This window comes from Actinomadura harenae (genome assembly GCF_003696215.1).
Lineage (GTDB): Bacteria > Actinomycetota > Actinomycetes > Streptosporangiales > Streptosporangiaceae > Spirillospora > Spirillospora harenae.
In genome coordinates this window covers 15,079-40,426 of the sequence record NZ_RFFG01000020.1, presented here as the reverse complement: position 1 = coordinate 40,426, position 25,348 = coordinate 15,079, and the positions used below count along the sequence as shown (strand labels likewise).

The 25,348-nt window shown below is 71.7% G+C and carries 21 protein-coding genes; 8 read left to right on the top strand and 13 right to left on the bottom strand.

Annotated elements, in window-relative coordinates:
• Nucleotides 1–67: 67 nt before the first annotated feature.
• Nucleotides 68–553 (top strand): DUF4870 domain-containing protein, encoded by a 486-nt coding sequence (locus EBO15_RS13635; RefSeq protein WP_122194734.1) that lies wholly within the window; start codon nucleotides 68–70, stop codon nucleotides 551–553.
• A gap of 13 nt (nucleotides 554–566) precedes the next feature.
• On the opposite strand, the gene EBO15_RS13630 is transcribed toward EBO15_RS13635, so the two are convergent.
• On the bottom strand, nucleotides 567–1,400 hold the full coding sequence (locus EBO15_RS13630) for an LLM class F420-dependent oxidoreductase (protein ID WP_122194733.1): 834 nt from the start codon (nucleotides 1,398–1,400) through the stop codon (nucleotides 567–569).
• Nucleotides 1,401–1,555: 155 nt separating this feature from the next.
• Here EBO15_RS13630 and EBO15_RS13625 point away from each other — a divergent pair, with 155 nt between their 5' ends.
• From EBO15_RS13625 to EBO15_RS13615, 3 genes are read left to right on the top strand one after another with little or no spacing between them, the layout of a single operon-like run.
• The gene (locus EBO15_RS13625) at nucleotides 1,556–2,449 is read left to right on the top strand and encodes an alpha/beta fold hydrolase (protein ID WP_122194732.1); all 894 of its coding nucleotides are present in this window, start codon (nucleotides 1,556–1,558) and stop codon (nucleotides 2,447–2,449) included.
• 12 nt (nucleotides 2,450–2,461) lie between these two features.
• Nucleotides 2,462–3,712: an LLM class flavin-dependent oxidoreductase gene (locus tag EBO15_RS13620; RefSeq protein ID WP_122194731.1), complete on the top strand. Its 1,251-nt coding sequence runs from the start codon at nucleotides 2,462–2,464 to the stop codon at nucleotides 3,710–3,712.
• Nucleotides 3,713–3,716: 4 nt separating this feature from the next.
• Complete coding sequence (locus EBO15_RS13615) at nucleotides 3,717–4,595, top strand: TIGR03619 family F420-dependent LLM class oxidoreductase (RefSeq protein WP_122194730.1); 879 nt, start codon at nucleotides 3,717–3,719, stop codon at nucleotides 4,593–4,595.
• 3 nt (nucleotides 4,596–4,598) lie between these two features.
• On the opposite strand, the gene EBO15_RS13610 is transcribed toward EBO15_RS13615, so the two are convergent.
• Complete coding sequence (locus EBO15_RS13610; protein ID WP_122194729.1) at nucleotides 4,599–5,249, bottom strand: cyclase family protein; 651 nt, start codon at nucleotides 5,247–5,249, stop codon at nucleotides 4,599–4,601.
• Between the two features lie 33 nt (nucleotides 5,250–5,282).
• On the opposite strand from EBO15_RS13610, the gene EBO15_RS13605 reads away from it, so the two are divergent.
• The gene (locus EBO15_RS13605; protein WP_122194728.1) at nucleotides 5,283–6,110 is read left to right on the top strand and encodes a HipA family kinase; all 828 of its coding nucleotides are present in this window, start codon (nucleotides 5,283–5,285) and stop codon (nucleotides 6,108–6,110) included.
• Nucleotides 6,107–6,532 (top strand): DUF3037 domain-containing protein, encoded by a 426-nt coding sequence (locus EBO15_RS13600; protein ID WP_122194727.1) that lies wholly within the window; start codon nucleotides 6,107–6,109, stop codon nucleotides 6,530–6,532. The genes EBO15_RS13605 and EBO15_RS13600 overlap by 4 nt, the downstream gene beginning before the upstream one ends.
• Nucleotides 6,533–6,562: 30 nt before the next feature.
• Here EBO15_RS13600 and EBO15_RS13595 read toward each other — a convergent pair whose 3' ends face one another.
• From EBO15_RS13595 to dxr, 9 genes are all read right to left on the bottom strand, one after another.
• The gene (locus EBO15_RS13595; protein ID WP_122194799.1) at nucleotides 6,563–7,405 is read right to left on the bottom strand and encodes a GNAT family N-acetyltransferase; all 843 of its coding nucleotides are present in this window, start codon (nucleotides 7,403–7,405) and stop codon (nucleotides 6,563–6,565) included.
• A gap of 51 nt (nucleotides 7,406–7,456) precedes the next feature.
• Nucleotides 7,457–9,031, bottom strand: coding sequence for an alpha/beta hydrolase (locus EBO15_RS13590; RefSeq protein WP_233616169.1), 1,575 nt, complete (start codon nucleotides 9,029–9,031; stop codon nucleotides 7,457–7,459).
• A gap of 205 nt (nucleotides 9,032–9,236) precedes the next feature.
• Nucleotides 9,237–10,811, bottom strand: coding sequence for an alpha/beta hydrolase (locus EBO15_RS13585; protein WP_233616168.1), 1,575 nt, complete (start codon nucleotides 10,809–10,811; stop codon nucleotides 9,237–9,239).
• A gap of 86 nt (nucleotides 10,812–10,897) precedes the next feature.
• Nucleotides 10,898–12,505 (bottom strand): alpha/beta fold hydrolase, encoded by a 1,608-nt coding sequence (locus EBO15_RS13580; protein ID WP_233616167.1) that lies wholly within the window; start codon nucleotides 12,503–12,505, stop codon nucleotides 10,898–10,900.
• 355 nt (nucleotides 12,506–12,860) lie between these two features.
• On the bottom strand, nucleotides 12,861–14,480 hold the full coding sequence (locus tag EBO15_RS13575) for an alpha/beta hydrolase (RefSeq protein WP_122194726.1): 1,620 nt from the start codon (nucleotides 14,478–14,480) through the stop codon (nucleotides 12,861–12,863).
• Nucleotides 14,481–14,725: 245 nt separating this feature from the next.
• Entirely contained in the window at nucleotides 14,726–16,345 is a 1,620-nt protein-coding gene (locus tag EBO15_RS13570) for an alpha/beta hydrolase (RefSeq protein ID WP_158628219.1), read from the bottom strand.
• 338 nt (nucleotides 16,346–16,683) lie between these two features.
• Nucleotides 16,684–17,880 carry a flavodoxin-dependent (E)-4-hydroxy-3-methylbut-2-enyl-diphosphate synthase gene (gene ispG / locus EBO15_RS13565; protein WP_267898404.1) on the bottom strand — a complete coding sequence of 399 codons (1,197 nt, stop codon included), beginning with the start codon at nucleotides 17,878–17,880 and terminating at the stop codon, nucleotides 16,684–16,686.
• 102 nt (nucleotides 17,881–17,982) lie between these two features.
• Nucleotides 17,983–19,185 carry a M50 family metallopeptidase gene (locus tag EBO15_RS13560; protein WP_122194724.1) on the bottom strand — a complete coding sequence of 401 codons (1,203 nt, stop codon included), beginning with the start codon at nucleotides 19,183–19,185 and terminating at the stop codon, nucleotides 17,983–17,985.
• A 58-nt stretch (nucleotides 19,186–19,243) separates the two neighbouring features.
• Nucleotides 19,244–20,521 carry a 1-deoxy-D-xylulose-5-phosphate reductoisomerase gene (gene dxr, locus EBO15_RS13555; protein ID WP_122194723.1) on the bottom strand — a complete coding sequence of 426 codons (1,278 nt, stop codon included), beginning with the start codon at nucleotides 20,519–20,521 and terminating at the stop codon, nucleotides 19,244–19,246.
• Nucleotides 20,522–20,713: 192 nt separating this feature from the next.
• Between dxr and EBO15_RS13550 the strand changes: the two genes are divergently transcribed.
• Nucleotides 20,714–21,811 (top strand): trypsin-like serine peptidase, encoded by a 1,098-nt coding sequence (locus tag EBO15_RS13550; RefSeq protein WP_199744518.1) that lies wholly within the window; start codon nucleotides 20,714–20,716, stop codon nucleotides 21,809–21,811.
• Nucleotides 21,812–21,870: 59 nt separating this feature from the next.
• On the opposite strand, the gene EBO15_RS47490 is transcribed toward EBO15_RS13550, so the two are convergent.
• Nucleotides 21,871–23,007 (bottom strand): sensor histidine kinase, encoded by a 1,137-nt coding sequence (locus tag EBO15_RS47490; protein WP_456047872.1) that lies wholly within the window; start codon nucleotides 23,005–23,007, stop codon nucleotides 21,871–21,873.
• 584 nt (nucleotides 23,008–23,591) lie between these two features.
• Between EBO15_RS47490 and EBO15_RS13540 the strand changes: the two genes are divergently transcribed.
• Entirely contained in the window at nucleotides 23,592–23,873 is a 282-nt protein-coding gene (locus EBO15_RS13540; RefSeq protein WP_199744522.1) for a hypothetical protein, read from the top strand.
• Nucleotides 23,874–24,006: 133 nt separating this feature from the next.
• Here EBO15_RS13540 and EBO15_RS13535 read toward each other — a convergent pair whose 3' ends face one another.
• Nucleotides 24,007–25,332: an extracellular solute-binding protein gene (locus EBO15_RS13535; protein ID WP_122194721.1), complete on the bottom strand. Its 1,326-nt coding sequence runs from the start codon at nucleotides 25,330–25,332 to the stop codon at nucleotides 24,007–24,009.
• Between the last annotated feature and the right edge of the window lie 16 nt (nucleotides 25,333–25,348).

Genomic DNA, 25,348 nt, shown 5'->3' with positions numbered 1-25,348 from the left:
CGAATCTCAGCCGCCGTCCGGATCCCCGCCGCCGACCGAACCCCGGCCACCGTCGGACGACACCCCGATGTACGGCCCGCCGCCGCACCCCGCCCCTTACGGCTCGCCGTACGGCGCCCCGGGCGGCTACGACCCGCGTTACGGCTACGGCCCGCCCGGCGTCCCGCAGAACCCGTACGCCCAGCAGGGCATGGTGACGTCGCAGGAGACGAACGCGGTCGTCCTCGGCTACGTGCTGATGCTGTTCGTCGGCTTCCTCGGGCCGCTGGTCGTCTACCTGGTCAAGAAGAACACCTCGCGGTTCGTCCGGCACCACATGGCGCAGGCGCTGAACTACCAGCTCACGATGCTGATCCACCTGCTGGCGCTCGGCACGGTCTGCGCGGTCCCGGCCATCCTCACCGGGAAGCCCGCGTTCCTCATCCCGCTGGTCCTGGTCTACCTGGAGCTGCTGTTCGGCGGCTGGGTCTTCCCGATCTACGGCGCGGTGACCGGCGGCAAGGGCAAGTGGTCCCGGTTCCCGACCTTCTTCTGCCTCCGCATGATCCGCTAGCCGACCGGACGCGTCAGCCGGGCAGGTGCTCGGCGGCGTACCGGTCCAGGACGGGCAGCACGGCGTCCCGCCCGCCGCCGGGGACGCGCAGCACGACCTCGTCCACGCCGATGCCCGCGAAGTAGGCGAGCTTCCCGGGCGTCGGCACGGTCCCGAACGGGACGACCCGCGCCATCGGGCGCCCCGCCGCCTCGCACGCGGCGCGCAGGGCGGGCAGCGCCTCGCGGACGCCCGCGCCGCCGATCGGCATCCAGCCGTCGCCGTACTCCGCGACGTGCGCGAACAGCGTCGGGCCGGGCGCCCCGCCGAGCAGCACCGGCACCCGGCCCGCCACGGGCTTCGGCCATGACCAGCTCGGCGCGAACGACGCGTACTCGCCCTTGAACGCGGCCTCGTCCTTCGTCCACAGCTCGCGCATCGCGAGCAGGTTCTCTCGTACGCGCGCGCGTCGTGTCGTCCAGTCGACGCCGTGGTCGGCGGCCTCCTCACGGTTCCAGCCGTAGCCGACGCCGAGGACGACGCGTCCGCCCGCGATCCGGTCGAGCGTCGCGACGGCCTTCGCGGTGACGACCGGGTCCCGCTGGGCGGCGAGCATCACGCCGGTCCCGAGCGTGATCGTGCTGGTCAGGACCGCCGCCGCGGAGAGCGCGACGAGCGGGTCCGGGGTGCGCCCGTACTCGCCTGGCAGGGTGGCGTCGCCGGTCGGCGGCGGAGTCGTCCGGGCCACCGGGATGTGGGTGTGCTCGGGCAGGTAGAGCGAGGCGAAGCCGCGTTCCTCGGCGGCGACGGCCAGCTCGTGCGGCGGCATCGTGCGGTCGGTGGCGAACATGGTGATCCCGAGGCGCATCCGGGTTCCCTCCCGCGCGGCCCCGGGCCGGGCCCGCCCCGGCGGCCGCGGGCGGCGCGACACGCGTCACACTGTATCCACAACCAAGCGATTGCTTGCCCTCCGTCGATTGATGTAGCGTGCGCTTGTTCGGTCAATCCGAGGAGGTCGGGCCGATGCCGTTCGCAGAGCTGGGCGACGTGCGGCTGTTCTTCACCGACGACCCGCCCGCCGACGCGGGACGGGAGCCGCGCGGCACGCTGCTGCTCGTCCACGGCTACGGCGCCGACTCCGACGACTGGGTCTTCCACCTCCCCGCGTTCACCCGGCGGTACCGGGTCATCGCCCCCGACCTGCGCGGCCACGGCCTGTCGTCCGCCCCCGCCGGCGGCTACGCCCCGCGCGACCTCGCCGGAGACCTCGTCCGGCTGCTCGACCACCTCGGCGTCGCCGGGCCCGTCGTCGCGATCGGCCACTCCCTCGGCGCCATGGTCGTCAGCGCCCTCGCCGTCGAGCACCCCGGGCGCGTCCGCGCCCTGGTCTGCGTGGACCCGGCGTACGGCCAGTCCCCCGAGGTCGCCGCCGCCTTCCCCGCGATGTGCGCGGGCCTGCGCTCCGGCGACCCGTACCCGACCGCGCTGGCGAACGAGGACTGGTGCCACACCCCCGCCTCGCCGCCCTGGCTGCTCGCCTGGCACCGCCGCAAGATCCTCGCCACCGCGCCGCGCGCCCTCGCCGAGGCGTTCCCCGCCATGTACGAGGGGGACGCGGCGTTCGGCCTCCGCCCGCACGGCGACGCCTACCTCGCCCGCCGCGCCTGCCCGGTCCTGTCGTGCTGGTCGGCCGCCCAGGCCGACACGTCCGCCTGGGAGCGGGGCCTGCTCCGGCACCCCGCGTCCCGCTCCGAGGTCTGGCCCGGCGGCGGCCACCGGCTGCACGCCGAGCGCCCGGCCGAGTTCACCCTCGTCGTCCGCCGCTGGCTGGACGGCCTCGACCGCACCCACCCGGCCGGAAGCCCCCCGATCGGGGACCTCCGGGCCGCTTCCGCCCCGACCGAACCCGCTCACTGAGGAGACGCCCGCGTGAAGTTCGCGATCTTTCTGAACCCGCAGATCCCCGGCTCCGGGTGGGCCGCCGAGGAGAACGCCAAGGCCCGGCGGCCGATCGGGCGGGACCGCGAGTCGTACCAGAAGCTGCTGCACGAGGTCCGCGAGATCGCCGTGCACGCCGACCGGATCGGCTTCGACGCCCTGATGATGACCGAGCACCACTTCCACTCGGAGGGCTTCGAGTTCTCGGTCAACCCGCTGATGTTCCTGACCGACCTCGCCGCCCGCACCGAGCGCATCCTGCTCGCGCCGCTCGGGCTCGTCCTGCCCACCTGGGACCCGATCCGCGCCGCCGAGGACGTGGCGCTGCTCGACCACTTCTCCCAGGGACGGCTCCGGCTCGGCGTCGCCCGCGGCTACCAGGCGCGCTGGGCGAACGTGCTCGGCCAGCGCTGGCACGCGTCGGCGGCCCGCTCGGACGGCTCCAAGTCCGACAACCGCAACTTCGACGTCTTCGGCGAGGTCCTGAAGATCATGAAGCTGGCGTGGGAGCAGGACAGCCTGCGCTACAAGAGCGACGTCCTCGACTACGAGGTGCCCGCGCCGTTCGAGGGACTGGAGGGCTGGCCCGCGCAGGAGTGGACCCGGACGTTCGGCGCGCCCGGCGAGATCGACGACCAGGGCGTGCTCCGCTCGGTGTCGGTCTGCCCCAAGCCCTACCAGGACCCGCACCCCGAGCTGTGGCAGCCGTTCACCGTGTCGGACCGCTCGGTCGTCCGCGCCGCGCAGGAGGGCATCCTGCCCTGGATGTTCACCCCGAACCCGGACGAGCACGCCAAGAAGGCCCGGCTCTACCAGGAGGAGTGCGCCAAGCTCGGCCGCGCCTACAAGCTCGGCGAGCACACCGGCATCCTGAAGATCGTCGGGATGGCCGACACCCGCGAGGAGGCCATCGCCACCTACGGCAAGGGCATGCAGAAGGACTTCGCGTCGTTCTTCGGCCCGTTCGGCTACCTGGAGGTCCTGCGCACGCAGGAGGACGACAAGCACAAGCCGATCTCGCCCGAGAAGGGCGACTACAAGCGCATGGCCGACGTCGAGATGGCGCTGATCGGCGGCCCGGACGACGTCAAGCGCGGCATCCAGCGGATGCTCGACCGGATGCCCGACCTGGAGTGGTTCGGGCTGTTCATGCAGGGCCAGCAGGGCGTCCTGCCACTGGACACGGTCAAGCGGAACCTGGAGCTGTTCGCCACCAAGGTCATCCCCGAGTTCCAGGACTGACGCGGTGGAGTTCTGGCTCGGCGCGTCCTTCGTGGACGCCGGCGAGTACCTGCCGCTCGCCACGGCCGCCGACCGGCTCGGCTACGACGTGGTCGCGATCTCCGACCACCTCTTCCACGCCGACTACGGGTCGCCCTACCCGTACAGCGAGACCGGCGCGCCGCCCTACCCCGAGGGCACGCACTGGCCGGACGCGTGGGTCGCGATCGGGGCGATGGCGGCGGCGACGCGCCGGGTCCGGTTCGCCACGAACGTGTACATCGCCCCGGCACGCGACCTGTTCACCGTCGCCAAGGCCGTCTCGACCGCGGCCGTCCTGTCCGGCGACCGGGCGATCCTCGGCGTCGGGGTCGGCTGGTGCGAGGACGAGTTCCGGCAGACCGGCCAGGACTTCCGGACGCGCGGCAAGCGCCTGGACGAGATGATCCCGGCGCTCCGCGCGCTCTGGAAGGGCGGCCGGGTCGAGCACCGCGGACGGTTCTTCGACCACGGCCCGCTCAGCATCGCGCCCGTGCCGTCCGCGCCCGTCCCGGTGTTCATCGGCGGGGACAGCGACATCGCGCTGCGCCGCGCCGCCCGCGTCGGCGACGGCTGGATCGGCAACCGCATCTACAAGGAGGACGAGCTCTCCGACCTGCTCGAACGCCTCAAGGGCCACCTCGCCGAGCACGGCCGCGCCCTGGACGACCTCCAGATCGTCGCCCCGATCGCGAAGCGGCCCAGCGCCGACCTCTACCGCAAATGGCGCGAACGCGGCGTCACCGGCACGCTCGCCGCGCCCTGGTGGATGCCGACGGACGAGGAGAAGGCCCGGTACACCGGCGCCGACCTCAAGATCGCGAGCATGGAGCGCTTCGCCGACGAGGTCATACGGAAAATGTGATCCTCACGTAAGGAGCCGGGCGACGGCGCGCACCGGCGCGCCGTCGCCCGTGCCCGGCCCCTCCAGCCGCAGCGGGAACAGCGTCACCTCGGCGGGCCCGGTGATCCGCTCCAGCCCGGTCAGGTTCTCGCAGACGACGGCGGACGCCCCGAGCAGCACGCGGTGCGCGTCCAGGGAGTCCGCCGGGTCCACGCTCGCCGTGTCGATCCCGACCGTCCGGACCCCGGCGGCGATGATCGCCGAGGCCGTCTCCGGAGCCAGATAGGGAGGGGACGTCCAGTACTCCTCGCTCCCCCACCGCCCTGACCAGCCCGTACGCACGAGCAGCACCACGCCCGGACGCAACCCGTCCGGCAGCAGGCCGGGGCCGATCGCCCGCCCCGGCGCACCCGGCGTCTCCATGACCCCCGTCGCGTCCATGACCACCACCGGGCCCGCGAACCGCTCCAGCGGCAGGTCCGCCAGGCGCGGCAGCGCGTCGTCGATGTGGAACGGCGCGTCCACGTGGGTCCCGGACTGCGAGCCGAGATGCAGCCGCGCCACGTTCGCGCCGTCCGCCGCGACGGTCAGGGCGGGTTCCGCCCGCACCTCCGGATCGCCCGGATACACCGGCATGCCGCGCTCCACGGGGTGCGTGAGGTCCACGAAGGTCATGGGCACATCATCGCGTCCGATAGCGTTTCGTGTGTGCTGCCGCTCGTAACCGCCATCCGGTACGTGACACCGCTCCGCGAGGGCGGGTCGCTGCCGGGCGTCGTCGAGGCCGACGACCTCGGCACCTACGTCATGAAGTTCCACGGCGCCGGGCAGGGCCGCAAGGCCCTGGTCGCCGAGGTGATCGCCGGGGAGCTGGCCCGCCGGCTCGGCCTGCGCACCCCCGAGCTGCGGGTCATCGACCTCGACCCGGTGATCGGACGGCACGAGCCCGACCCCGACGTCCAGGACCTCCTCAAGGCCAGCTCCGGCTGGAACCTCGCGGTCGACTTCCTGCCCGGCTCGCTCGGCTTCGACCCGATCGGCTGGACGCCGGACCGGAGGTTCGCCTCCCGCGTCCTGTGGTTCGACGCGTTCATCGGCAACGTCGACCGCAGCTGGCGCAACCCCAACATGCTGGTCTGGCACAAGGACGTCTGGCTGATCGACCACGGCGCGAGCCTGATCTTCCACCACGCCTGGGCCAACGCCGAGCGGCTGTTCGCGGGCCCCTACGACGTGGACGACCACGTCCTCACCCCGTACGCCGGGCACCTGGCGGAGGCCGAGGCCGAGTTCCTCCCGAAGATCACCCCGGACCTGCTGCGCGAGCTGACCGCGCTCGTCCCGGACGCCTGGCTCGAGGGCGAACCCGGCTTCGACACGCCGGACGACGTCCGCGACGCCTACGTCCGCGTCCTGACCCGGCGGGTCGCCGACCCGCGCGACTGGCTGCCGTCCCTCGACGTCTCCGACCGGCGCCCCCACACCGAGGAGCGGCGCGGCGAGAAGCGTCCCGGCTGGCTCGGGGGTCCCGCGTGAGCGCCGTCCGGCCGAGCAAGGCGAACGTGGGTGCGACGGCGTCCGGCAAGCAGGTGTTCGAGTACGCCACGCTCCGCGTGATCCCGCGCATCGAGCGCGGCGAGTCCATGAACGTCGGGGTGATCGTCTACTGCCGCGCGCTCGACTACCTCGGCTGCGCCACCCGGGTGGACGAGCCGCGCCTGCTCGCCCTCGACCCGTCCCTCGACCTCGACGGGGTCCGCACGGCGCTCGCCGCCGTCAGCGGGCTCTGCAGGGGCGGGCAGGACGCGGGGCAGGCCGCCGAGGAGTCGCCCGGCGGGCGTTTCCGCTGGCTGACCGCGCCGCGCAGCACGATCGTCCAGCCCGGTCCCGTCCACGCGGGCCTCACCGGCGACCCGGCGGCCGAACTCGACCGCCTGCTGACGCTGCTCGTCGCCTGAGCCCGGCGCGGCGTTCAGAACAGGGCGGGTTCAGAAGAGGATCGACATGAACTCGCCGACCTCGGCGAAGCCGACCCGGCGGTAGGCGGCGCGCGCGCGGACGTTGTAGTCGTTGACGTACAGCGACACGACCGGCGCGATCGACCGCAGCGACTCGCTGACCAGGGCCGCCATGCCCGCCACCGACAGCCCCTGGCCGCGCAGGTCGGGCGGCACCCACACGCCCTGCACCTGGCAGGCGTGCGGCGTGACGGCGCCGACCTCGGCCTTGAACATGACCCGGCCGCCCTCGATCCGGGCGAACGCGCGCCCGGACCGGATCAGCTCGGCGACCCGGGCCCGGTACAGGACGCCGCCGTCCCCCGAGTTCGGCGAGATCCCGACCTCCTCGGTGAACATCGCCACACAGGCCGGGTAGACCAGGTCGAAGTCGGACATCAGGACCCGCCGGACCCCCGGGTCCACGGGAACCGCCGGGGCCCGCGAGGTCGCCATGACCGGCTGGAGCCCGCGCACCGCGCGCGGCGGGCCCCAGTACGGGCCGAGGATCTCCCAGAGCCCGGTCACCGCGGCGACCGGGCCCACGATGGACGAGCAGCGCCGGCCCTGCGCCTGGGCGCGTTCGGCGAACGCGCGCACGGCGCCCGGGCCGGCGTTGACCGGGATCAGGTTCGCCCCCGCGTAGCAGAGCGACAGCAGCCGCCCGTCCCGCTGGTAGCCCCACATCTGCGCGCCGAGCCGCCGGGGGTCGAGCCCGGCGGCGTGGACGCGCGAGCCGACGAACACGTTCGCGACCGGGTCGGCGTCCAGGATGCGCAGCGCCTCGTCACGGTGCCGGTCGTCCAGCACCCGCACCGGCGACGCCCCCAGCATCCGCATGGCTATCGGGCCGCCATCACCGTTGTCAGCACCACGTGTCCAAGACTAGATCCTCCCCCCGACCGGTGCGGACACCGGTCCGGGGGCCTGGACGCGGACCGGTGTCCGGTGCCGCGCGGACGCGTCGCCCGGGGTGGGCGGCGGCGGGGCCTTGCAGGTGGCGTTCTTCCTCGGAAGGGCGCCGGACGCGAAGTAGCGGGCGACGGTCCCGTCCACGCAGGTGTCGCCGTTCAGGGTGACGCCGTGGATGCCGCCGCCGACCTGGACCAGCAGCCGGGAGTTCGGCAGCAGCCGGTGGGTCTCCTGCGCGCCGTTGAACGGGGTCGCGGCGTCCTCGGTGCCCTGGACGAGCAGGACGGGCGTCAGGTTCGCGGGCCCGTGGACCTTCGGCCGCGGCCCGCCCGCCGTCCTCCAGGTCGCGCACGGGGCGTTGTACCAGGTGTTACTCCAGGTCTCGAACGTGTATCCCGCGCGATAGAGACGGACGCTGTCGTCGTGCCACTTCTTCCAGTCGCGCGGCCACGCGGCGTCCCGGCACTGGACGGCGTTGTAGACCGCATAGTCGTTCTGGTCGAGGAAGCCCGGCTTCTCCCACGCCGCCCCGAGAGGCGCGGGATCGCCGCTCCGGAAGGCGGACAGCACCTTGGCGTGGGTGGGCCAGCCGATGGTGCTGTAGCCGTCGCCGAGGAACAGGTCGTCCAGCTCGGACGCGCCGATCCGGCCGTTCACCGGGTGGGCCTTCAGGTCGGTGCGGGCCTGCCGGTAGGCGGCGGCGACCTGCTTCTCGTCGGTGCCGAGGTGGTACACCGAGTCGTACTTGGCGATCCAGGCGAAGTACGCGCGGATCCGCTTCTCGAACGCCACGTCCTGGTCGATGTTGTCGTCGTACCAGACGCCGCTGGGCCGGACGACGCTGTCCAGCACCATCCGCCGGACCCGGTTCGGGTACATCGCCGCGTACACCGTGCCCAGGTAGGTGCCGTACGAGTAGCCCATGTAGTTGATCTTCCGCTGGCCGAGGGCGGCGCGGATGTCGTCCAGGTCGGCCGCCCAGTCCGCGGTGCCCATGTGCGCCAGCAGGCGCGGGTAGCGGCGGGCGCAGTCGGCCGAGAACCGCGCGGCGCGGGCGCGCCAGGCGCTCTCCTCCGCGGCGTTCGCGGGGGTGGTGTCGGCGCGCGGACGGCCCGGGTCCTGGTAGGCCTCGTCGCAGATCATCGCGGGCTTGCTGCCCCCGACGCCGCGCGGGTCGAACCCGATCCAGTCGTAGGCGGCGGCGACGCCGTGCGGCATCCCGGCGGCGAACAGGGTCGGCATGTCGCGGCCGTGCGCGCCGGGCCCGCCGCGGTTCAGCAGGACGATCCCCTGCGACCGGGCCGCGGTGTGCCGCGCGCGGGTCAGCGCGAGGGTGATCTTCTCGCCCCGGGGGCGGGCGTGGTCGAGCGGCACCCGGACGGTGCCGCATTCCAGGCCGCGCAGGCGGCTCTTCTCGACGGGGTCGTTCTTGGGGCAGGGCCGCCAGACGACCGCCTCACGGGCGGCGGCGGGAACGGACAGGACGGCGAGGACGGCGACCGCCGCGGCGGCCCCGGCCGTCGCGCGGTGGACTATGGGGTTGCGCACCCTGGAGTTCTACCGGCCGGGTCCCGCCGGTCCCGCGACCCGCGATTTCCGCGATTCCGGGCGAAACCCATGGAAGCCCAGGAAGGCGGACGCGCAGGTCAGAGCATGAGAAACGGGGCCGCCCCGGAGGAGCGGCCCCGCGTGTCTCACGGGTGTCCGGACGTCAGAGACGCGTGCCCGGATGTCAGAGACGGGTGTCCGAGCGTCAGAGACGGCCGGCCGGGAGGTCCTTGCCGGCGTGGACGCCCGCCGAGCGCAGCTGCTGCGTCGGGTTCGGGTCGTTCAGCGCCGGGTCGGCCTTGCAGGAGTCGTTCACGCCCTTGCCGGCCTTCGGCAGCCACCCGGTGGACAGGTACTTGCCGACCTTGTCGTCCAGGCACTTGTTGCCGTTGAGCGTGTTGGCGTGGGTCTTGCCGTCGATCTCCAGCAGCAGACGCGAGGACGGGAAGCGCTTGTGCATCTCGTAGCCGCCCGCGACCGGGGTCGCGGCGTCCAGGGTGGACTGGACGAGCAGGATGCCGCCCAGGCCCTTCTTGCCCTGGATCTTCAGCGCCGGGCCGCCCTTGAACGGCCAGTACAGCACCGGGGCGTTGTACCAGACGTTGCTCCAGGTGTTGAAACGGTTGCCCTGCTTGACGAGCTTCTTGGCGTCGCTCTTCCACTTGGCCCAGCTGCGCGGCCACGCGGCGTCCGCGCCCTGGACGGCGTTGTAGACGGCGAAGCCGTTGTCGTCGTCGCCCGGGTCGACGCTGTCGAGCAGCGGCTTCGGGTCCTTCTTGACGATCCACGCGGACAGGGCCGCGGCCGGGTCCTCGTAGGCCGAGGTGTAGTAACCGGCGGACAGCACGATGTCGTCGAGCTCGTCACCGCCGACGAGGCCGCCGATCGGCTTCTTCAGGGCGGCGGCGCGGGTCTTGTAGTACAGCGCCTCGACGGCCTTGCCGGACTTGCCGAGGTGGTAGACCGAGTCGTACTTGGCGATCCACGCGAACCAGAGCTTGATGTTCCGCTCGAACGCCTTGTCCTGCTCGATCTGCGAGCCGTACCAGACGGTCTTCGGGTTGACGTTGCCGTCCAGCACCATGCGGCCGACGCGCTTCGGGAACATGGTCGCGTAGGTCGCGCCCAGGTAGGTGCCGTAGGAGAAGCCGTAGTAGTTCGTCTTCTTGGCGCCGAGGGCGGTGCGGATGCTCTCCATGTCGCGGGCCACGTCCGTGGTGCGCATGTGCGGCAGCAGCCAGCCGAACTTCTTCTGGCAGTCCTGCGCGTACTTCTTGGACTTGGCCAGCCAGTACTTCTCGATCTTGGCCGAGGTCGGCGTGTAGTCCGGACGCGGCGGCTTGGCGTAGTGCGCGTCGCAGGTCAGCGCCGGCTTGCTGGATCCGACGCCGCGCGGGTCGAAGCCCACGAAGTCGTACTTGGCGGCGGCCGCGGCCTGGCCGGTGCCCGCCATCCAGCGGGGCAGCTTCTCGGAGTACAGGTAGCCCGAGCCGCCGGGGCCGCCCGGGTTGCCGAGCATGATGCCCTGGTAGTTCTTGGTGTCGGTGTGGTGCGTCCGCGAGATCGCGATCTGGATCTTCTTGCCGTTGGGCTTGGCGTAGTCCAGCGGGACGGTCACGAAACCGCAGTCGGCCTTGGCCTTGATCAGGCTCGGGTCGGTGCACGCGACCCAGCTGACCTTGGCCTTGGCCGTGCTCTGCGACGGGGCCGCGACGGCGGCGGACGCGGTGCCGCCGACGCCCACCACCGCGGCGGCCGCGGCGATGACGATCTTCTTCATCCAGTGGTCCTTCGGGAGGGGGCGCGCCCCGCCTCGGGGGGAGGCGGGGCGCGCCGTCACGTGGTGTTCGGCGCCGTGGTCCGCGGTCAGCGGATCTTCGGCAGCGCGAGCTCGGGCAGGCCGGCGACGGCGGTCAGCGACTTGGCCGCGACGGCGGTCGGGTCCGGGTCGTTGGTCGCCGGGTTGGCGTCGCAGCTGTCGTCGACGCCGCGGGAGCCCGCCGGGACGGACGCGGTGTCGAGGTAGGACACGGCCTTGTTGAACAGGCAGAGGTTCCCGAGGCTGTTGGCGTGGGTCTTGCCGCCGACCTCGACGAGCAGGCGCGAGTTGAGCTCACGGTGCTGGACGAGCACGCCGTCGTACGGGGTCGCGGCGTCCAGGGTGGACTGGATCAGCAGCGTCGGCGTGGCGGTCTTGTGCGCGTTGACCTTCAGCTTCGGTCCGCCGTTGAACGGCCAGTAGAAGATCGGCGCGTTGAACCAGACGTTCGGCCAGGTGTTGAAGCGGTAGCCCTGCTTCACCAGCTTGACCGCGTCGTTGTGCCACTTGTTCCAGTTCTTCGGCCAGTGCGCGTCCGCGCCCTGGACCGCGTTGTACACGGCGAATCCGTTGTCGTCGGACGTGTCGCCCTGGCGGTCCAGGAGCGGCTGCGCGTCCTTGCCGACGATCCACGCCGACAGCGCGTCCGCGACGCCGACGTACTCACTGGTGTAGTACGGCGCCTGCTGGACGATGTCGTCGAGCTCGTCCGGGCCGATGGTCCCGCCGATGGGGGCCTTGGCGGCCGCGGCGCGGGCCTTGTAGTAGTTGGCCTCGACGGCCTGCGCGGTGGTGCCCAGGTGGTACTTGGAGTCCCACTTGGCGATCCAGCCGTTGAACAGCTTGAAGTTCCGCTCGAACGCGCGGTCCTGGTCGAGCTGGGTGTCGTAGAAGACGCGGTCCGGGTTGACGTTGCCGTCCAGGACGAAGTGACCGGTCTTGCCCGGGAACAGCGTCTCGTAGGTCGCGCCCAGGTAGGTGCCGTAGGAGAAGCCCCAGTAGTTGAGCTTCTGGTCGGCGCCGAACGTGCGGCGGATCTGCTCGAGGTCCTTGGCGGCGTCGGTGGTGCGCATGTGCGGCAGCATCCAGCCGAACTTCTTCTGGCAGTCCTGCGCGTACTGCTTGGACTTGGCGAGCCAGGCCGCCTCCTCCTTGCGCGAACCCGGGTTGTAGTCCGGGCGGACCGGCTTCTGGAAGTCGCTGTTGCAGCGCAGCGCGGGCTGGCTGTGGTCGACACCGCGCGGGTCGAAGCCGATCAGGTCGTACTTGGCGGCGAGCGCCGCGTAGCCGCGCTTGTTCAGCAGCAGCTTGAAGTACGGGCCGTAGACCAGGCCGCCCCCGCCGGGACCGCCGGGGTTGAAGGTCAGGACACCGCGGTAGTCCTTGGTGTCGGTGTGCTTGACGCGCGTCACGGCGATCGAGATCTTCTTGCCGTTCGGCTTCGCGTAGTCCAGCGGGACTTCCAGCTGGCCGCACTCGGCGTTGGTCGCCTTGTAGTAAGCGCCGTAGCCGTCGTCCGGGCAGGAGCCCCAGGCGACGCTGGAGGCGCCGGCCTCGGCCTTCGGCGCGGTCGGGGCCGGGTCGGCCACCGCGGCGGTCGCGGCGCCGCCGACGCCGAGCGCGGCGGCGGTCGTGATCAGGAGGAGCTTCTTCACCAAACCCCCTCGGCCGGGGCGCACCACACCCCTCGGTGGGGACGTCTGGGGGGCAGACCCCGGCATCGCTCCGTCAACAGTTAGGCAGATTGTGGTGTTTGTTCGGGTTCTGACGGGAGAGCCCGATGTGAGTAGATATCAAACTGTGATCAAAGTGCGGGAACACGCTGCGCACTCCGGACGTCACGCCAATCATCCGAGAGCCTCGGGAATCGCCGCCCGAGACCCTCGGGAATCGCCGCCCGAACGAAGGCGGCCCCCGCCGACGAGGGTCGGCGGGGGCCACGGAATCGCAGGTCACAGCGCCGTCACCGGAGGCGGCGGCAGCGGCAGCGGCAGCGGCGGCGGCGGCGACTTACTTGGTGATGTCCAGCCCGAGGCCCTTGACGGACGTCGAGGCGAGGCCGTTCGCGGGCGGCGTCGGGTCACCGGTCGACTTGACGAAGGTCAGGCCCGCGGACGGACGCTGGCCGGTCAGGAAGTAGGTGTCCCACACGCTGTCCACGGCCGGGTTGCCGCGGTGCACGATGCAGTGCGTACGGCCGTCGGACTCGACGAGCATGCGCGAGCCCTTCAGCGCCCGGTGCAGCTCCAGCGCGCCCGGGTACGGCGTCGCGGCGTCGCTGGCGGCGTTGAACATCATGATGTTCGACGGCAGCTTCTTGACGTGGCGGACGTCCACCGGCGTGCCGGCCTTGGCGGGCCAGTTCAGGCACGGCGCGTTGAACCAGACGTTGCCCCAGGTCAGGAACGGGTGCTTCTTCTGGATCTTGTCGTTGTCGCGCTGCCACTTGGCCCAGTTCGTCGGCCACTGCACGTCGGTGCACTGGACGGCGTTGTAGCCGAAGTAGCTGTTGTCGTCGGACTCGCCGGTGGTCTGGCCACCGAACGCGTCCGCGAAGCCGGCCATGTCGCCCTTCTTGTAGGCGGCCAGGCCGTTCGCGGGCGGGAACCAGTAGCTCGGCAGCCGCCGGTACGCCGCGTTCTGGATGTTGTCGGTCAGCGAGTCGGACGAGACCGCCGTGACCTCACCGGACGCCGGGTCCTTGTAGAGGACCGGGTTCTTGGCCAGCTTGGCGCGCAGGTCGTAGAACCAGCTGCGGACCGCGGCCTTCGTGGTGCCCAGGTGGTACACGTTGTCCCACTTGGCCAGCCAGCCGAAGAAGTAGTCGATGTTCCGGTCGAACCAGATGTCCTGCTGCAGGTTCGCGTCGTACCAGACACCGCTCGGGCCGATGTTGCCGTCGAGGGCCATGCGGCCGACGTTGTTCGGGAACAGCGCCGCGTAGACCTGGCCCAGGTAGGTGCCGTAGGACGCGCCGTAGTAGTCGATCTTCCGGTCGCCGAGGGCGCGGCGGATGGAGTCGACGTCCTTGGCCGAGTCGATGGTCTTGTCGTGCTGGAGCAGGCCGATCTTGTCGGCCTTGCCGCAGTCCTCGGCGTACTTCTTGGTCTTGGCGAGCCAGACCTTCTCCGACTTGGCGTCGCCCGTGCCGTAGTCGGGCCGCGGCTCGAGCTGGAACGACAGGTCGCACTGGATGGCCGGGACGCTGTGCGCGACGCCGCGCGGGTCGAACCCGACGAAGTCGTAGGCGTCCTGCATGGCCTTGCTGCTCTGGTTGAACACGCGGCCGCCGAAGTAGGCGCCGCCGTTGCCCGGGCCACCCGGGTTGACGACCATCTGGCCCTTGGCGGGGCCGGAGCCGGTGTGCGGCGTGACGGTCACCTCAAGGGTGATCTTCGTGCCGTTCGGCTTGGCGTAGTCGAGCGGGACGCTGAGCTCGGCGCACTTGATGCGCTTGGAGCCCTGCGCCTGGGCGGTGTCGGTCGCCGACACCGACTTGACGATGTCCGCCGAGCAGGCGTGCCAGGCGAGCGACGACGCCGGCTTCGCCGTCTGTGCGGCGGCGGCGGCCGTGCCGAGCCCGGCGAGCCCGAGTCCGGTCACCGCGGCGACCGTGACGAGTCGTTTCACGGACCACTCCTCCTTCGGACCCCCGCGCGGGAGGGTCCTGAAATGGACGTACCGAGCGATCTTCGTCAACGCGACATATGGGAAGTCAGCCGCCAAATTGTGTTGTATCCATACCGAGTCCTCGCCGAGACCCGATCGAGATCAGGCCGATTCAGGACACCGAGGCTGAATAGGTGATATTCGGCCGACCAAAAAGGAACCGGGCCCCGCCTCCGAGGAGGCGGGGCCCGGCAGGGGGACGTCGCTTACTTGAGGACGTCGTTCAGCAGGGCGCCCGTGGCGGCCGCGCTGCGCATCCCGGCGGGCGGGGTGGGGTCACCCAGCTGCGGGACGTGCACGGTGCTCTTCGACGGCAGCTTCCCGTTCAGGAAGTACGCGTCGAAGTAGGCGTCCACCGCCGCCGAACCGCGGTGCACGATGCAGTGCGTGCGGTCGCCGTCCTGGACGACCAGGTGCGAGCCCTTGAGGCGGCGCTGCATGTCCTGCGCGCCCTTGTACGGGGTCGCGGCGTCGTCGGTCGCCTGGAACATCAGGATGTTCTTCGGCAGGTTCTTGACCGCGCCGACGTTGACCGGCTTGGCGGCCTTGGCCGGCCAGCCGAGGCACGGCGAGTTGAACCAGACGTTGCCCCAGGTCCCGAACGGGGCGATCTTGTTCGACTTGACGTTGTCCTTGTGCCACTTCTTCCAGCTCGTCGGCCACTGCACGTCGGTGCACTGGACGGCGTTGTAGACGGCGAACTCGTTGTCGTCCACCGGGCCGGACGTCGGGCCACCGAAGGTGTCGACGAAGGTGGCGATGTCGCCCTTCTTGTAGGCGGACAGGCCGGTGGCCACCATGTTCCACATGGACGCGCTGCGACGGTAGCCGGCGTTCTGGGCCACGTCGACGAGGCTGTCGGAGCTGGCCGCCGCGCTCTTGTCGGCCGAGTAGACCGGCTTCTTCGCGAGCTTGGAGCGCAGACCGTAGAAGTAGGAGCGAACCTCCTTCTGGGTCTTGCCCAGGTGGTACACGGAGTCGTACTTCGCGACCCAGCCGAAGTAGTAGTCCATGTTCTTGTTGAACGCGACGTTCTGGTCCAGGTTGGCCTGGTACCAGACGCCGGACGGGCCGACGACGCCGTCGAGGACCATGCGGCCGACCTTGGTCGGGAACATGGTCGCGTAGACCGAGCCCAGGTACGTGCCGTAGGAGGCGCCGTAGTAGTCGAGCTTCTTGCTGCCGACGGCGATGCGGATCGAGTTGACGTCCCGCGCCGAGTCGGTCGTGTGGATGTGCTTCAGCAGGCCGATCTTGTCGGCCTTCTTGCACGCGGCGTCGTAGCCGTAGGTGCGCTTCAGCCAGATCTTCTCCGACTTGGCGTCGCCGTTGCCGTAGTCCGGACGCGGCTCACGGCCGTAGGCGGTGTCGCAGCTCAGGGACGGCTTGCTGTCGCCGACGCCGCGCGGGTCGAACCCGATGACGTCGTAGGCGGCGCGCATCGCCGGGGAGTTCTGCGCGAACACGCGCGGGCCGAAGATGCCGCCCGCGCCGCCCGGGCCACCCGGGTTGACGACGATCGAGCCCTTGGCCTTGCCCTTGCCGTTGTGCGGGGTCTTCGTCACGAACAGGCTGATCTTCTTGCCGTTCGGCTTGGCGTAGTCCAGCGGAACCTGGAGCTGACCGCACTGCACGATCTTCGAGACCGGGAAGATCGGGTCGTAGTTCGCCGCCACCGTCTTGACGAAGTCGGTGGAACACGCGTGCCACTTGACCTTGGACACCTGGTTGGCGTCGACGGAGCCGGTGGCGGCCGAAGCGGCGGTGGCTCCGAGGGCGGTGACCCCCAGGCCGGCCGTCGCTGCCACGATGACGAGTCTCTTCACAGACCACTCCTCCACACCGGACCCTCCAACGGGTCCGGTTCACGGTGATTCGCCCGAAATCTTGGCGATCACGGAGGTCGCGGAGGTACCCCAAAGGCATCGATCGTTGTTACATGGTTGCCTTTTCGTGATTTTTGTCGCTTAGATGAGGGGAAGGTAAAAATCACCATGAACGCGAAAAAGCCCCTGGGATGTCCCAGGGGCTTCGCGTGCGCGCGGAGGTGCACCCGAGGGGGCGCGGCCTCGGCGTCCCTCCGGCGACGGAGGGGCCAGGTGTGTCCAGGAGCCAGGTGTGCCCAGGAGTCAGGTGTGCCCAGGGGCCGGGTGTGTCCGTCGTGTCAGGAGACCGTGACGGTGGCTCCGGGGCCGCTCACCGTGCCGTCCTCGCCGATCTCGAGGCCCATCTCCTCGGCGATGCGCATCGCCTCCTCGATGAGGGTCTCGACGATCTGCGCCTCCGGGACGGTCTTGACGACCTTGCCCTTGACGAAGATCTGGCCCTTGCCGTTGCCGGACGCCACGCCGAGGTCGGCCTCGCGGGCCTCGCCCGGGCCGTTCACGACGCAGCCCATGACGGCGACGCGCAGCGGGACGGGGAAGCCCTTCAGCCCGGCGGTGACCTCTTCGGCCAGGGTGTACACGTCGACCTGGGCGCGGCCGCAGGACGGGCAGGACACGATCTCCAGGCCCCGCTGCTTCAGCCCGAGGGACTCCAGGATCTGCGTGCCGACCTTGACCTCCTCGACCGGAGGGGCCGACAGGGACACCCGGATGGTGTCGCCGATGCCCTGCGCCAGCAGCGCGCCGAACGCCACCGACGACTTGATCGTGCCCTGGAACGCCGGACCGGCCTCGGTGACGCCGAGGTGGAGCGGGTAGTCGCAGGCGGCGGCGAGCTGCCGGTACGCCTCGATCATCACGACCGGGTCGTTGTGCTTCACCGAGATCTTGATGTCGCGGAAGTCGTGCTCCTCGAACAGGGAGCACTCCCAGAGGGCGGACTCGACCAGCGCCTCGGGCGTGGCCTTGCCGTACTTCTCCAGGAGGCGCTTGTCGAGGGAACCGGCGTTCACGCCGATCCGGATCGGGACGCCCGCGTCCTTGGCGGCCCGGGCGATCTCGCCGACCTTGTCGTCGAACTTCTTGATGTTGCCCGGGTTCACCCGGACCGCGGCGCAGCCGGCCTCGATCGCCGCGAACACGTACTTCGGCTGGAAGTGGATGTCGGCGATCACCGGGATCGGGGACTTGCGCGCGATCGCCGGGAGCGCCTCCGCGTCGTCCTGCGACGGGACGGCCACGCGGACGATCTGGCAGCCGGACGCGGTCAGCTCCGCGATCTGCTGGAGCGTGCTGTTCACGTCGGCCGTGAGCGTCGTGGTCATCGACTGCACCGACACCGGGGCGTCGCCGCCCACCGGCACGCCGCCGACCATGATCTGCCGGGACTTGCGACGTTCGCCGAGCGGCCAGGCCGCCCCGGCAGCCTCTCCGTCGCCGCTCCGGATCGTCGGAATACCCAGTGAAACGCTCATCCCACTCCCTCACGCTTTCGCCCACCCAAGCCTAAGTGCCTGAGGTGGGTGACGTGACGCGGACGGGTGACGAAGTCGGTCACTGTTTGTAGCTATCCCGTGTCATCCGGGTATCTGGAGGGGGTTGAACAGGTCCGCGACTATCAGGAGCAACCCGAACCCCACCAGTATCAGGACGGCCAGATACGTGATCGGCATGAGCTTGGTCATATCGACCGGGCCGGGGTCCGGCAGGCCCTTCCGCCGGGCCAGCCGCGCCCGGACCCGCTCGTAGGCCACGACGGCCAGGTGCCCGCCGTCCAGGGGCAGCAGCGGCACCACGTTCAGGGCGCCGAGGAAGACGTTGATCGACACCACCAGCTGGAGGAACAGGAAGGTCTTGTCGCGGGCCGAGCTGTGCGAGGAGAAGATCTGGCCGGACACCTCCGTGGCCCCGACCACACTGCCGACCTGGCCGCCGGGAGTGCTCGCCCGGTCCGGGGAGAACAGCTTGGGCACCGCCTGCGGCAGGCTCACCACGACCTGCCCCACGGCCTTGAGCATCGTGCCGAGCGACTCGCCCGCGTAGCCGAGGGCGGCGACCGGGCCCAGCCGCTCGTAGTGCCGTCCGACGATCTTGGACGCGACGCCGATGAAGGCCGCGCCGTCCACGCCCGCGAGGGTGACCCGGAAGGTCAGCCGCGAGCCGCCGCGCTCGACGACCACCGGGACGACCTGGCCGGGACGAGCCCTGTCGATCGCGTCCCGGAACTGCGTCCAGTCGGCGACCGGCGTCCCGTTGAAGATCACGATCCGGTCCCCGGCCTGGATCCCGGCGGCCTTCGCGGGCGACACCGGGCGCCCCGCGCAGGACGTGGACGCGGACGCGGACGCGCCCGCCGGGACGCAGGCGCCGACCGAGTCGACCGTGGAGCTCGGCGTCCCGGCGTGGAACTCCCCGACCGTCATCGCGGTCACGGCGAGCAGGAGGAAGGCGAACACGAAGTTCACCACCACGCCCGCCGAGATCACCACGGCGCGCCGCCCGGCGGGCTGCCGGTAGAAGGCCCGCTCCCGGTCCTCCTCCGGGATCTCCTCCAGCGGCGTGTAGCCGACGATCCGGACGAAACCGCCGAGCGGCAGCGCCTTCACGCCGTACTCGGTCTCGCCGCGCGTCCGGGACCACAGCGTCGGGCCGAACCCCACGAAGTACTGGGTGGCCTTCATGCCGAACCGCTTGGCGGTCAGCAGGTGCCCGCCCTCGTGCAGCATGACCGACACCAGCAGCGCCACGACGAAGGCCACGGCGCCGAGGAGAAAGGCCATCCGGCGGGCCCCCTTCGGGCGGTCGGGCAGACCGGCCGGCCGGGGGCCGCTCCCCCGGTCAGCCGGTCTCGGTCAGCGCGCGGGCGCGTTCCCGGGCCCACGCGTCCGCGGCGAGGACGTCCTCGACGGTGAGGTCCGCCGGGTGGGCGCCGCGCGCCGCGTGCTCCTCCACTACCCGCGCGACGGTGTCGACTATCCCCAGGAAGGGCAGGGTTCCCGCCCTGAAGGCGTCGACGCACTCCTCGTTGGCCGCGTTGAACACCGCCGGGAACGTGCCTCCCTCGGTTCCGACGTGGCGGGCGAGCCGGACGGCGGGGAACGCCTCGTCGTCGAGCGGGAACAGCTCCCAGGTGTGGGCGCGCGTCCAGTCCACGCCGGGGGCGGCGTCCGGGACGCGGTCCGGCCAGTCGAGGCCGAGCGCGATGGGCAGCCGCATGTCGGGCGGGCTGGTCTGCGCGAGGGTCGAGCCGTCCACGTACTCGACCATGGAGTGGATGTAGGACTGCGGGTGGACCATGACCTCGATCCGGTCCATCGGCACGTCGAACAGCAGGTGCGCCTCGATCACCTCGAGGGCCTTGTTCACCAGGGTCGCCGAGTTGATCGTGACGACCGGGCCCATGTCCCAGGTCGGGTGGTTCAGCGCCTGCTCGACCGTGACGTCCGCCAGCTCGGCGCGGGCGCGGCCGCGGAACGGCCCGCCGCTCGCGGTCAGCACCAGGCGGCGCACCTCCTCGGGGCGCCCGCCGCGCAGGCACTGCGCGAGCGCCGAGTGCTCGGAGTCGACCGGGACGATCTGCCCGGGACGGGCCCGCCGCTTCACCAGCGGGCCGCCGACGATCAGCGACTCCTTGTTGGCGAGCGCGAGGGTGCTCCCGGCGTCCAGCGCGGCGAGCGTGGAGGCGAGGCCGAGCGCACCGGTCACGCCGTTCAGCACCACGTCGCAGGGCAGCGCGGCGACCTCGGCGACCGTGTCCGGACCGGCGACGATCTTCGGGATCGGGTACTCGCCCGCGCTGTACCCGCGCTTCTTCGCCTCGGCGTAGAAGGCGAGCTGGAGGTCCTGCGCGGCCGAGGCGCGCGCCACGGCGACGACCTCGGGATGGAACTCCAGGGCCTGCTCGGCGAGCAGCTCCACCCGCCCGCCGCCCGCCGCCAGGGCGGTCACCCTGAACCGCCCGGGATTGCGGCGGATCACGTCGAGGGCCTGCGTGCCGATCGACCCGGTCGAGCCGAGCACCACCACCTCGCGGGGCTGCGCCGTCTCGGCGGCTTCTCCGGGGTTGCCGGCCGGGGTTCCAGTCGCGGTTCCAGTCACCGTCCCATTGTCGGCCATGACCGGCCACGCCGTGGACGGCCCGCACAGAACCCCCGCGATGTCCTCACATGCTGGAACACCCAAACCCGCCGAGCCCCCCTGACCGACTTTGTCCAGTTATGCCACTATCCCTGTCAGCTCGTCCGGCATACCGTCCGCAGGCGGGCTCCACTCGCATCCCCGTCTCCACCCCCGACTCGAGGAGACCTGATGGGACGCCTCCCCCACCGCCCCACCCCCCGCCGCATCGCCCTGACGCTGCTCGCCACGGCCGCCGCCGTCCCGCTCGCCGCGGGCCCCGCCCTCGCGGATCCCGCTCCCACCGCACCGCGCGACCGGACCCCGACCGCCCCGTACTTCCCGGACCCGACGGCTCCGAAGCCCACCGCTCCGAACCCCACCGCGCCGAACCCGACCGCGCCGGATCCGACCGCGCCGCTCGCCCCCGGTCCCACGGCGCCGGTCGTCCACCCGCTGGCCACGAGCACGGCGTCCCAGCAGGCGCTGGCCCGGTTCTGGACGCCGCAGCGGATGCGGTCGGCCACCCCGATGGACACGCTGACCAGCGCGAGGCGGATCACGCCCGAGCAGGTCAAGAAGGGCCTGCCCGCGGTCGTCCAGTACTCGCAGCCCAACGGCGGCGCGGCCTGGACGGGCGGCGGCGCGATCACCAAGACCGCCGGACGCGTCTTCTTCACCTACCAGGGCCGGACCGCCTCCTGCTCCGGCGACGCCATCACCAGCAGCAACAAGAGCGTCGTCGTCACCGCCGGGCACTGCGTCAAGCTGGGCGGGGCCTGGCACACCGACTGGGTGTTCGCCCCGGGCTACTCCAACGGCAACGCGCCCTACGGCACCTGGGCCGCGTCCAAGACCCTGTCCACCCCGCAGTGGACCGCCGGCGAGGACATCAACTACGACGTCGGCGCGGCCGTGGTCGCCCCGCTGAACGGCCAGCTGCTCACCGACGTGGTCGGCGGGCAGGGCATCGCGTTCAACCAGGCGCGCGGCCAGGTCATGTACGCGTTCGGGTACCCGGCGGCGTCGCCCTACGACGGGACGAAGCTGATCTACTGCTCCGGCTCGGTCATCGACGACTTCCTGACGAGCAACGACCAGGGCATCGGCTGCGACCAGACCGGCGGCGCGAGCGGCGGCCCCTGGTTCCTGAGCTTCAGCGAGTCGGCGGGCACCGGCGTGCAGAACTCGGTGAACAGCTTCAAGTACAACTTCCTGCCGAACTACATGTTCGGGCCCTACTTCGGCACCGACGCGCAGAACCTCTACAACACCGCCCAGGCGTCCTGACGTCTCCGCCCGGCACGGCGCGCCGGTCCTAACCCGTCCGCGTCGTGCCGGGCGGACGGTCAGCCCTGACCCGCGAGGGGCAGGGAGAGGACGAACGCGGCCCCGCCGCCGGGAGCGTCCTCGACGGTGAGCGTGCCGCCGTGCCGGACGGCGATCTCCCGCGCGATCGGCAGGCCGAGGCCGCTGCCCCCGGCGTCCCGGCTGCGCGCCGCGTCCAGGCGGGTGAACCGGTCGAAGATCCGCTCGCGCTCGCCCCGCGGCACGCCCGGCCCGTCGTCGGCGACGGTGACGGTGACGACCGCCCGCCCGTTTCCCGCCTCACCGGCCCGGACGGTATCGGCCTGAACCGTGTCGGCCCGGACGGTATCGGCCCGGACCGTATCGGCCCGGACGGTCACCGCCACCTGGGACTCGGCGTGCCGGTCGGCGTTGGCCAGCAGGTTCACCAGGGCGCGGGCGAGCTGCAGCCGGTTCCCGACGACCAGGACCCCCGGCTCGGCGTCGATCGTGACCGGAAGACGCGCATCGCGCCGCCGCTGCTCGGCCCGCACCAGCTCGCCGAGGTCCAGGACCGTCCGGGCGGGCTCGACGCCGGCGTCCAGCCGGGCGAGCGCGAGCAGGTCGTCCACGATCTGGTGCAGCCGGTCGGCGTCGCGCAGCGCGTCCCGCATCGTGCGCTCCGGGTCGGTGCCGCCCGGGTCGTCCAGGGCCAGTTCCAGGCGGGTGCGCAGGCCGGTCAGCGGGGTGCGCAGCTCGTGCGAGGCGTCCGAGGTGAAGCGGCGCTGCTGCGCGACCGCGGCCTCCAGCCGGTCCAGGGTGGCGTTCACGGTGGCGGCGAGCCCGGCGATCTCGTCCCCGGTGTCCGGCTCCGGGACGCGCCGCGACAGGTCCGACGCGGTGATGTCGGCGAGGCCCTGCTCGATCCGGCGGACGGGCCGCAGCGCCCGGCCGACCGCCCGCCACACCCCGGCCGCGACCAGCCCGAGCACCCCGGCGCAGAGGAGGCCGAGCGCGGCCTCGGCGACGAGGCTCCCGGCGAACCACGGCTCCGGGACGGCCGCGTACACCGTCGCCTCGCCGTACGTGGTGACGACGTCGTACCCGACCACGACCGCGCAGCCGCGCGCGACGTCCCGGTCGCCGCAGATCCGGACGTCCACGCGGGTGTCGCTGGACTCGGGCCGCCGCGTCGTCATCGGCGGCCTCCCGGTCAGCGCGGCGGACGCGGCGAGCACCCGGCCCGTCCGGTCGTCCACGATCTGGATCGCCAGCGCACGGCCCTGCGGCGGGACGGGATCGGGAAGCCTCCCGGACGTCGCGGCGACGGCGACGCGGCGGGCGGCCTGCGCGGCCTCGTCGTGCACCTGCGCGCGGGCGACCCACTGGAGCAGGATCCCGGCGGCGGCCACCAGGATCGCCAGCAGCAGCCCGGTGCCGAACGACGCGGCGAGCGTGACCCGGCCGCGAATGGAGCGCGGGCGCGGTGACCGGACGCCTCTTCTCCGAGGCGCCTCCTCCCCCGGCTCGAAGGCACCGGCCCGCATCTCTCCTTTCTAGGCGGGCACCGTCCAACACCCGGCAAAGCACGCGCCCGGACCGTTCCAGGGCCGCGTCCTCTCTACCGGATTAGGCGCATCTCCGCAGGTCACGACACGACAGCGTGGAATATCGGCGCACCGATGCTTTGCCGCTACTTGCACCCCGCGTATCCGATACAACACAATCGCCGATCTATAACTGAAGTTACGTGATCCCGACTCCCGCCACGGGGGGAATGGCAATGGTTCCGCAGGGCGAGCTGAGGTTCGATCCCAGCGCGCTGAGCGCCGCGCAACGTGAGGGCGACGCGTGCGTCGTCTGCCACAAGAGGTGGCCACGTCCGCGCGTGCGCGTCGGGCGACTGCCGGACGGCCGGGAGGTGGTGGCGTGCGACGACTGCGCGCCCGTCCTGCCCGTCCCGCGCAGCCGGCCGAGAACCACGCGGAACGACGGAGAGCGGGACACGGACGCCGAAGGACCGGTGGTGGAGCCGGCGTCGGCGACAGCGGCGGCCGTCGAGTAGGCCGCCTCTCAACTGGAGTTCTCTCCAGGAGAGGGTGACCCGGAGATTCGGGGGGAGATCCGGGCCACCCCGCAAGGGCGCGCCCGGCTGGGGGCGGTCGGGCGCGCCACCCCTCTCCGCCTCTCGCGCCGCGCTACTTCGCGGCGAGCACCTCGTCCCAGCGGCGCACCCACTCGGTGTAGTCCGTGCAGGCCGTGCCGCGGCCGTCACCACCGCCCTTGGCGCACGTCTTCGCCGGGGTGTGCGCGAACAGCACCCGGTCGATGAAGTCGCGGTCGCCCACGTGGTAGGCCTCGCAGAACGCCGACTTGAGGCGGTCGCCGGAACACGCCTGCGGGTTGGCGGGCGCCACGCCGTTCCACTCGGCGACCTGCTGCTGGACGTCCGGTGAGGCCGTCCACTGAAGCCACTGGTACATGCAGTTCGGGTGCTCGGAGCGGGCGCCGATCATCCACCCGGTCATCCAGCCGGACACGCCGTCGGACGGCGCGACGCCCTGCACAGGACGGCCCGCGCGGGCCAGCACGTCCACCTGGTAGGGCCACGCCTCGCCCAGCACCGCGTTGGTGACCTGGCCCGCGCGGTTCGGCTGGCCGCCCGCGAACAGCCCGACCGCGTCGGACGCCTGGCTCCAGTACTGCGCGACGTACGGACGCTGGCGCTTCAGCAGCCCGACGGCGGCGTCGAGCTGCTTCGGGGTGAGCGAGTACGGGTCGCGGATCTTCAGCGAGCGCTGGTGGGACCGCAGGTACAGGGCGGCGTCGGAGATGGTCAGCGGGGAGTCGCGCATGACGACCTTGCCGCCGTACCGGCGCACCTGGTCGATGTCGAACAGCCCGCCCCACCCGGTCGGCGTCTGCACCTGCTGGGTGTCGTACATGAGCAGGTTGAAGCCCCAGGTGAACGGGACGGCGTAGGACTTCGTGCCGTCCTTGCTGCGGAGAAGGGTCCGCAGCTTCGGCTCGAGCCTGCGGTAGCCGTCCACGAGGTCGGGGTTGACCGGGGCCACGTCGCCGTCGCCGACGAGCTGCCCGGCGATCTCGGGCGGCGCGGCGACGCCGTCGTAGCGGCGGCCCTTGTTGTGGAGGAGGTCGCGCGCCTCCTGCGGGGTGCGGACGACCCGCCAGCCGACCTTGCAGCCGGTGCGCTCCTCGAAGGGGGTGATCCAGTCGACGCGGGGGTCGCTGCCGCCGTTCTCCATCTGGCCGGGGAGGGTGACCAGGTTCAGCGAGCCCTCGCCCTTGCCGAGCGCGGTCGCCATCCGGACCGTCCCGGTCTCGTGGGACTTGCCGCTGCACGCCGCGAGGAGCGAGACGGCCAGCCCCGCGGCCACCGCGACCGCCGTCACGCGCGTCCGGGCGCGCCTGCGGCCCGGGCCTCCGGGCTCGTGTCCGTCACGCCGCCCGTCACGCCGCCCGTCACGCCGCTCCGCGCGCCCCGCACCGGTCCACCGCAGCATGTCGCTCCCGCTCCCC

Excerpts from the sequence above, each read along its gene's own strand:
- EBO15_RS13635 (WP_122194734.1), top strand. The coding sequence starts at position 68 with ATGTACGGCCCGCCGCCGCACCCCGCCCCTTACGGCTCGCCGTACGGC.
- EBO15_RS13630 (WP_122194733.1), bottom strand. The coding sequence starts at position 1,400 with ATGCGCCTCGGGATCACCATGTTCGCCACCGACCGCACGATGCCGCCG.
- EBO15_RS13625 (WP_122194732.1), top strand. The coding sequence starts at position 1,556 with ATGCCGTTCGCAGAGCTGGGCGACGTGCGGCTGTTCTTCACCGACGAC.
- EBO15_RS13610 (WP_122194729.1), bottom strand. The coding sequence starts at position 5,249 with ATGACCTTCGTGGACCTCACGCACCCCGTGGAGCGCGGCATGCCGGTG.
- EBO15_RS13595 (WP_122194799.1), bottom strand. The coding sequence starts at position 7,405 with ATGCTGGGGGCGTCGCCGGTGCGGGTGCTGGACGACCGGCACCGTGAC.
- EBO15_RS13585 (WP_233616168.1), bottom strand. The coding sequence starts at position 10,811 with ATGAAGAAGATCGTCATCGCCGCGGCCGCCGCGGTGGTGGGCGTCGGC.
- ispG (WP_267898404.1), bottom strand. The coding sequence starts at position 17,880 with ATGAGCGTTTCACTGGGTATTCCGACGATCCGGAGCGGCGACGGAGAG.
- EBO15_RS13560 (WP_122194724.1), bottom strand. The coding sequence starts at position 19,185 with ATGGCCTTTCTCCTCGGCGCCGTGGCCTTCGTCGTGGCGCTGCTGGTG.
- dxr (WP_122194723.1), bottom strand. The coding sequence starts at position 20,521 with ATGGCCGACAATGGGACGGTGACTGGAACCGCGACTGGAACCCCGGCC.
- EBO15_RS13550 (WP_199744518.1), top strand. The coding sequence starts at position 20,714 with ATGGGACGCCTCCCCCACCGCCCCACCCCCCGCCGCATCGCCCTGACG.
- EBO15_RS47490 (WP_456047872.1), bottom strand. The coding sequence starts at position 23,007 with ATGACGACGCGGCGGCCCGAGTCCAGCGACACCCGCGTGGACGTCCGG.
- EBO15_RS13540 (WP_199744522.1), top strand. The coding sequence starts at position 23,592 with ATGGTTCCGCAGGGCGAGCTGAGGTTCGATCCCAGCGCGCTGAGCGCC.
- EBO15_RS13535 (WP_122194721.1), bottom strand. The coding sequence starts at position 25,332 with ATGCTGCGGTGGACCGGTGCGGGGCGCGCGGAGCGGCGTGACGGGCGG.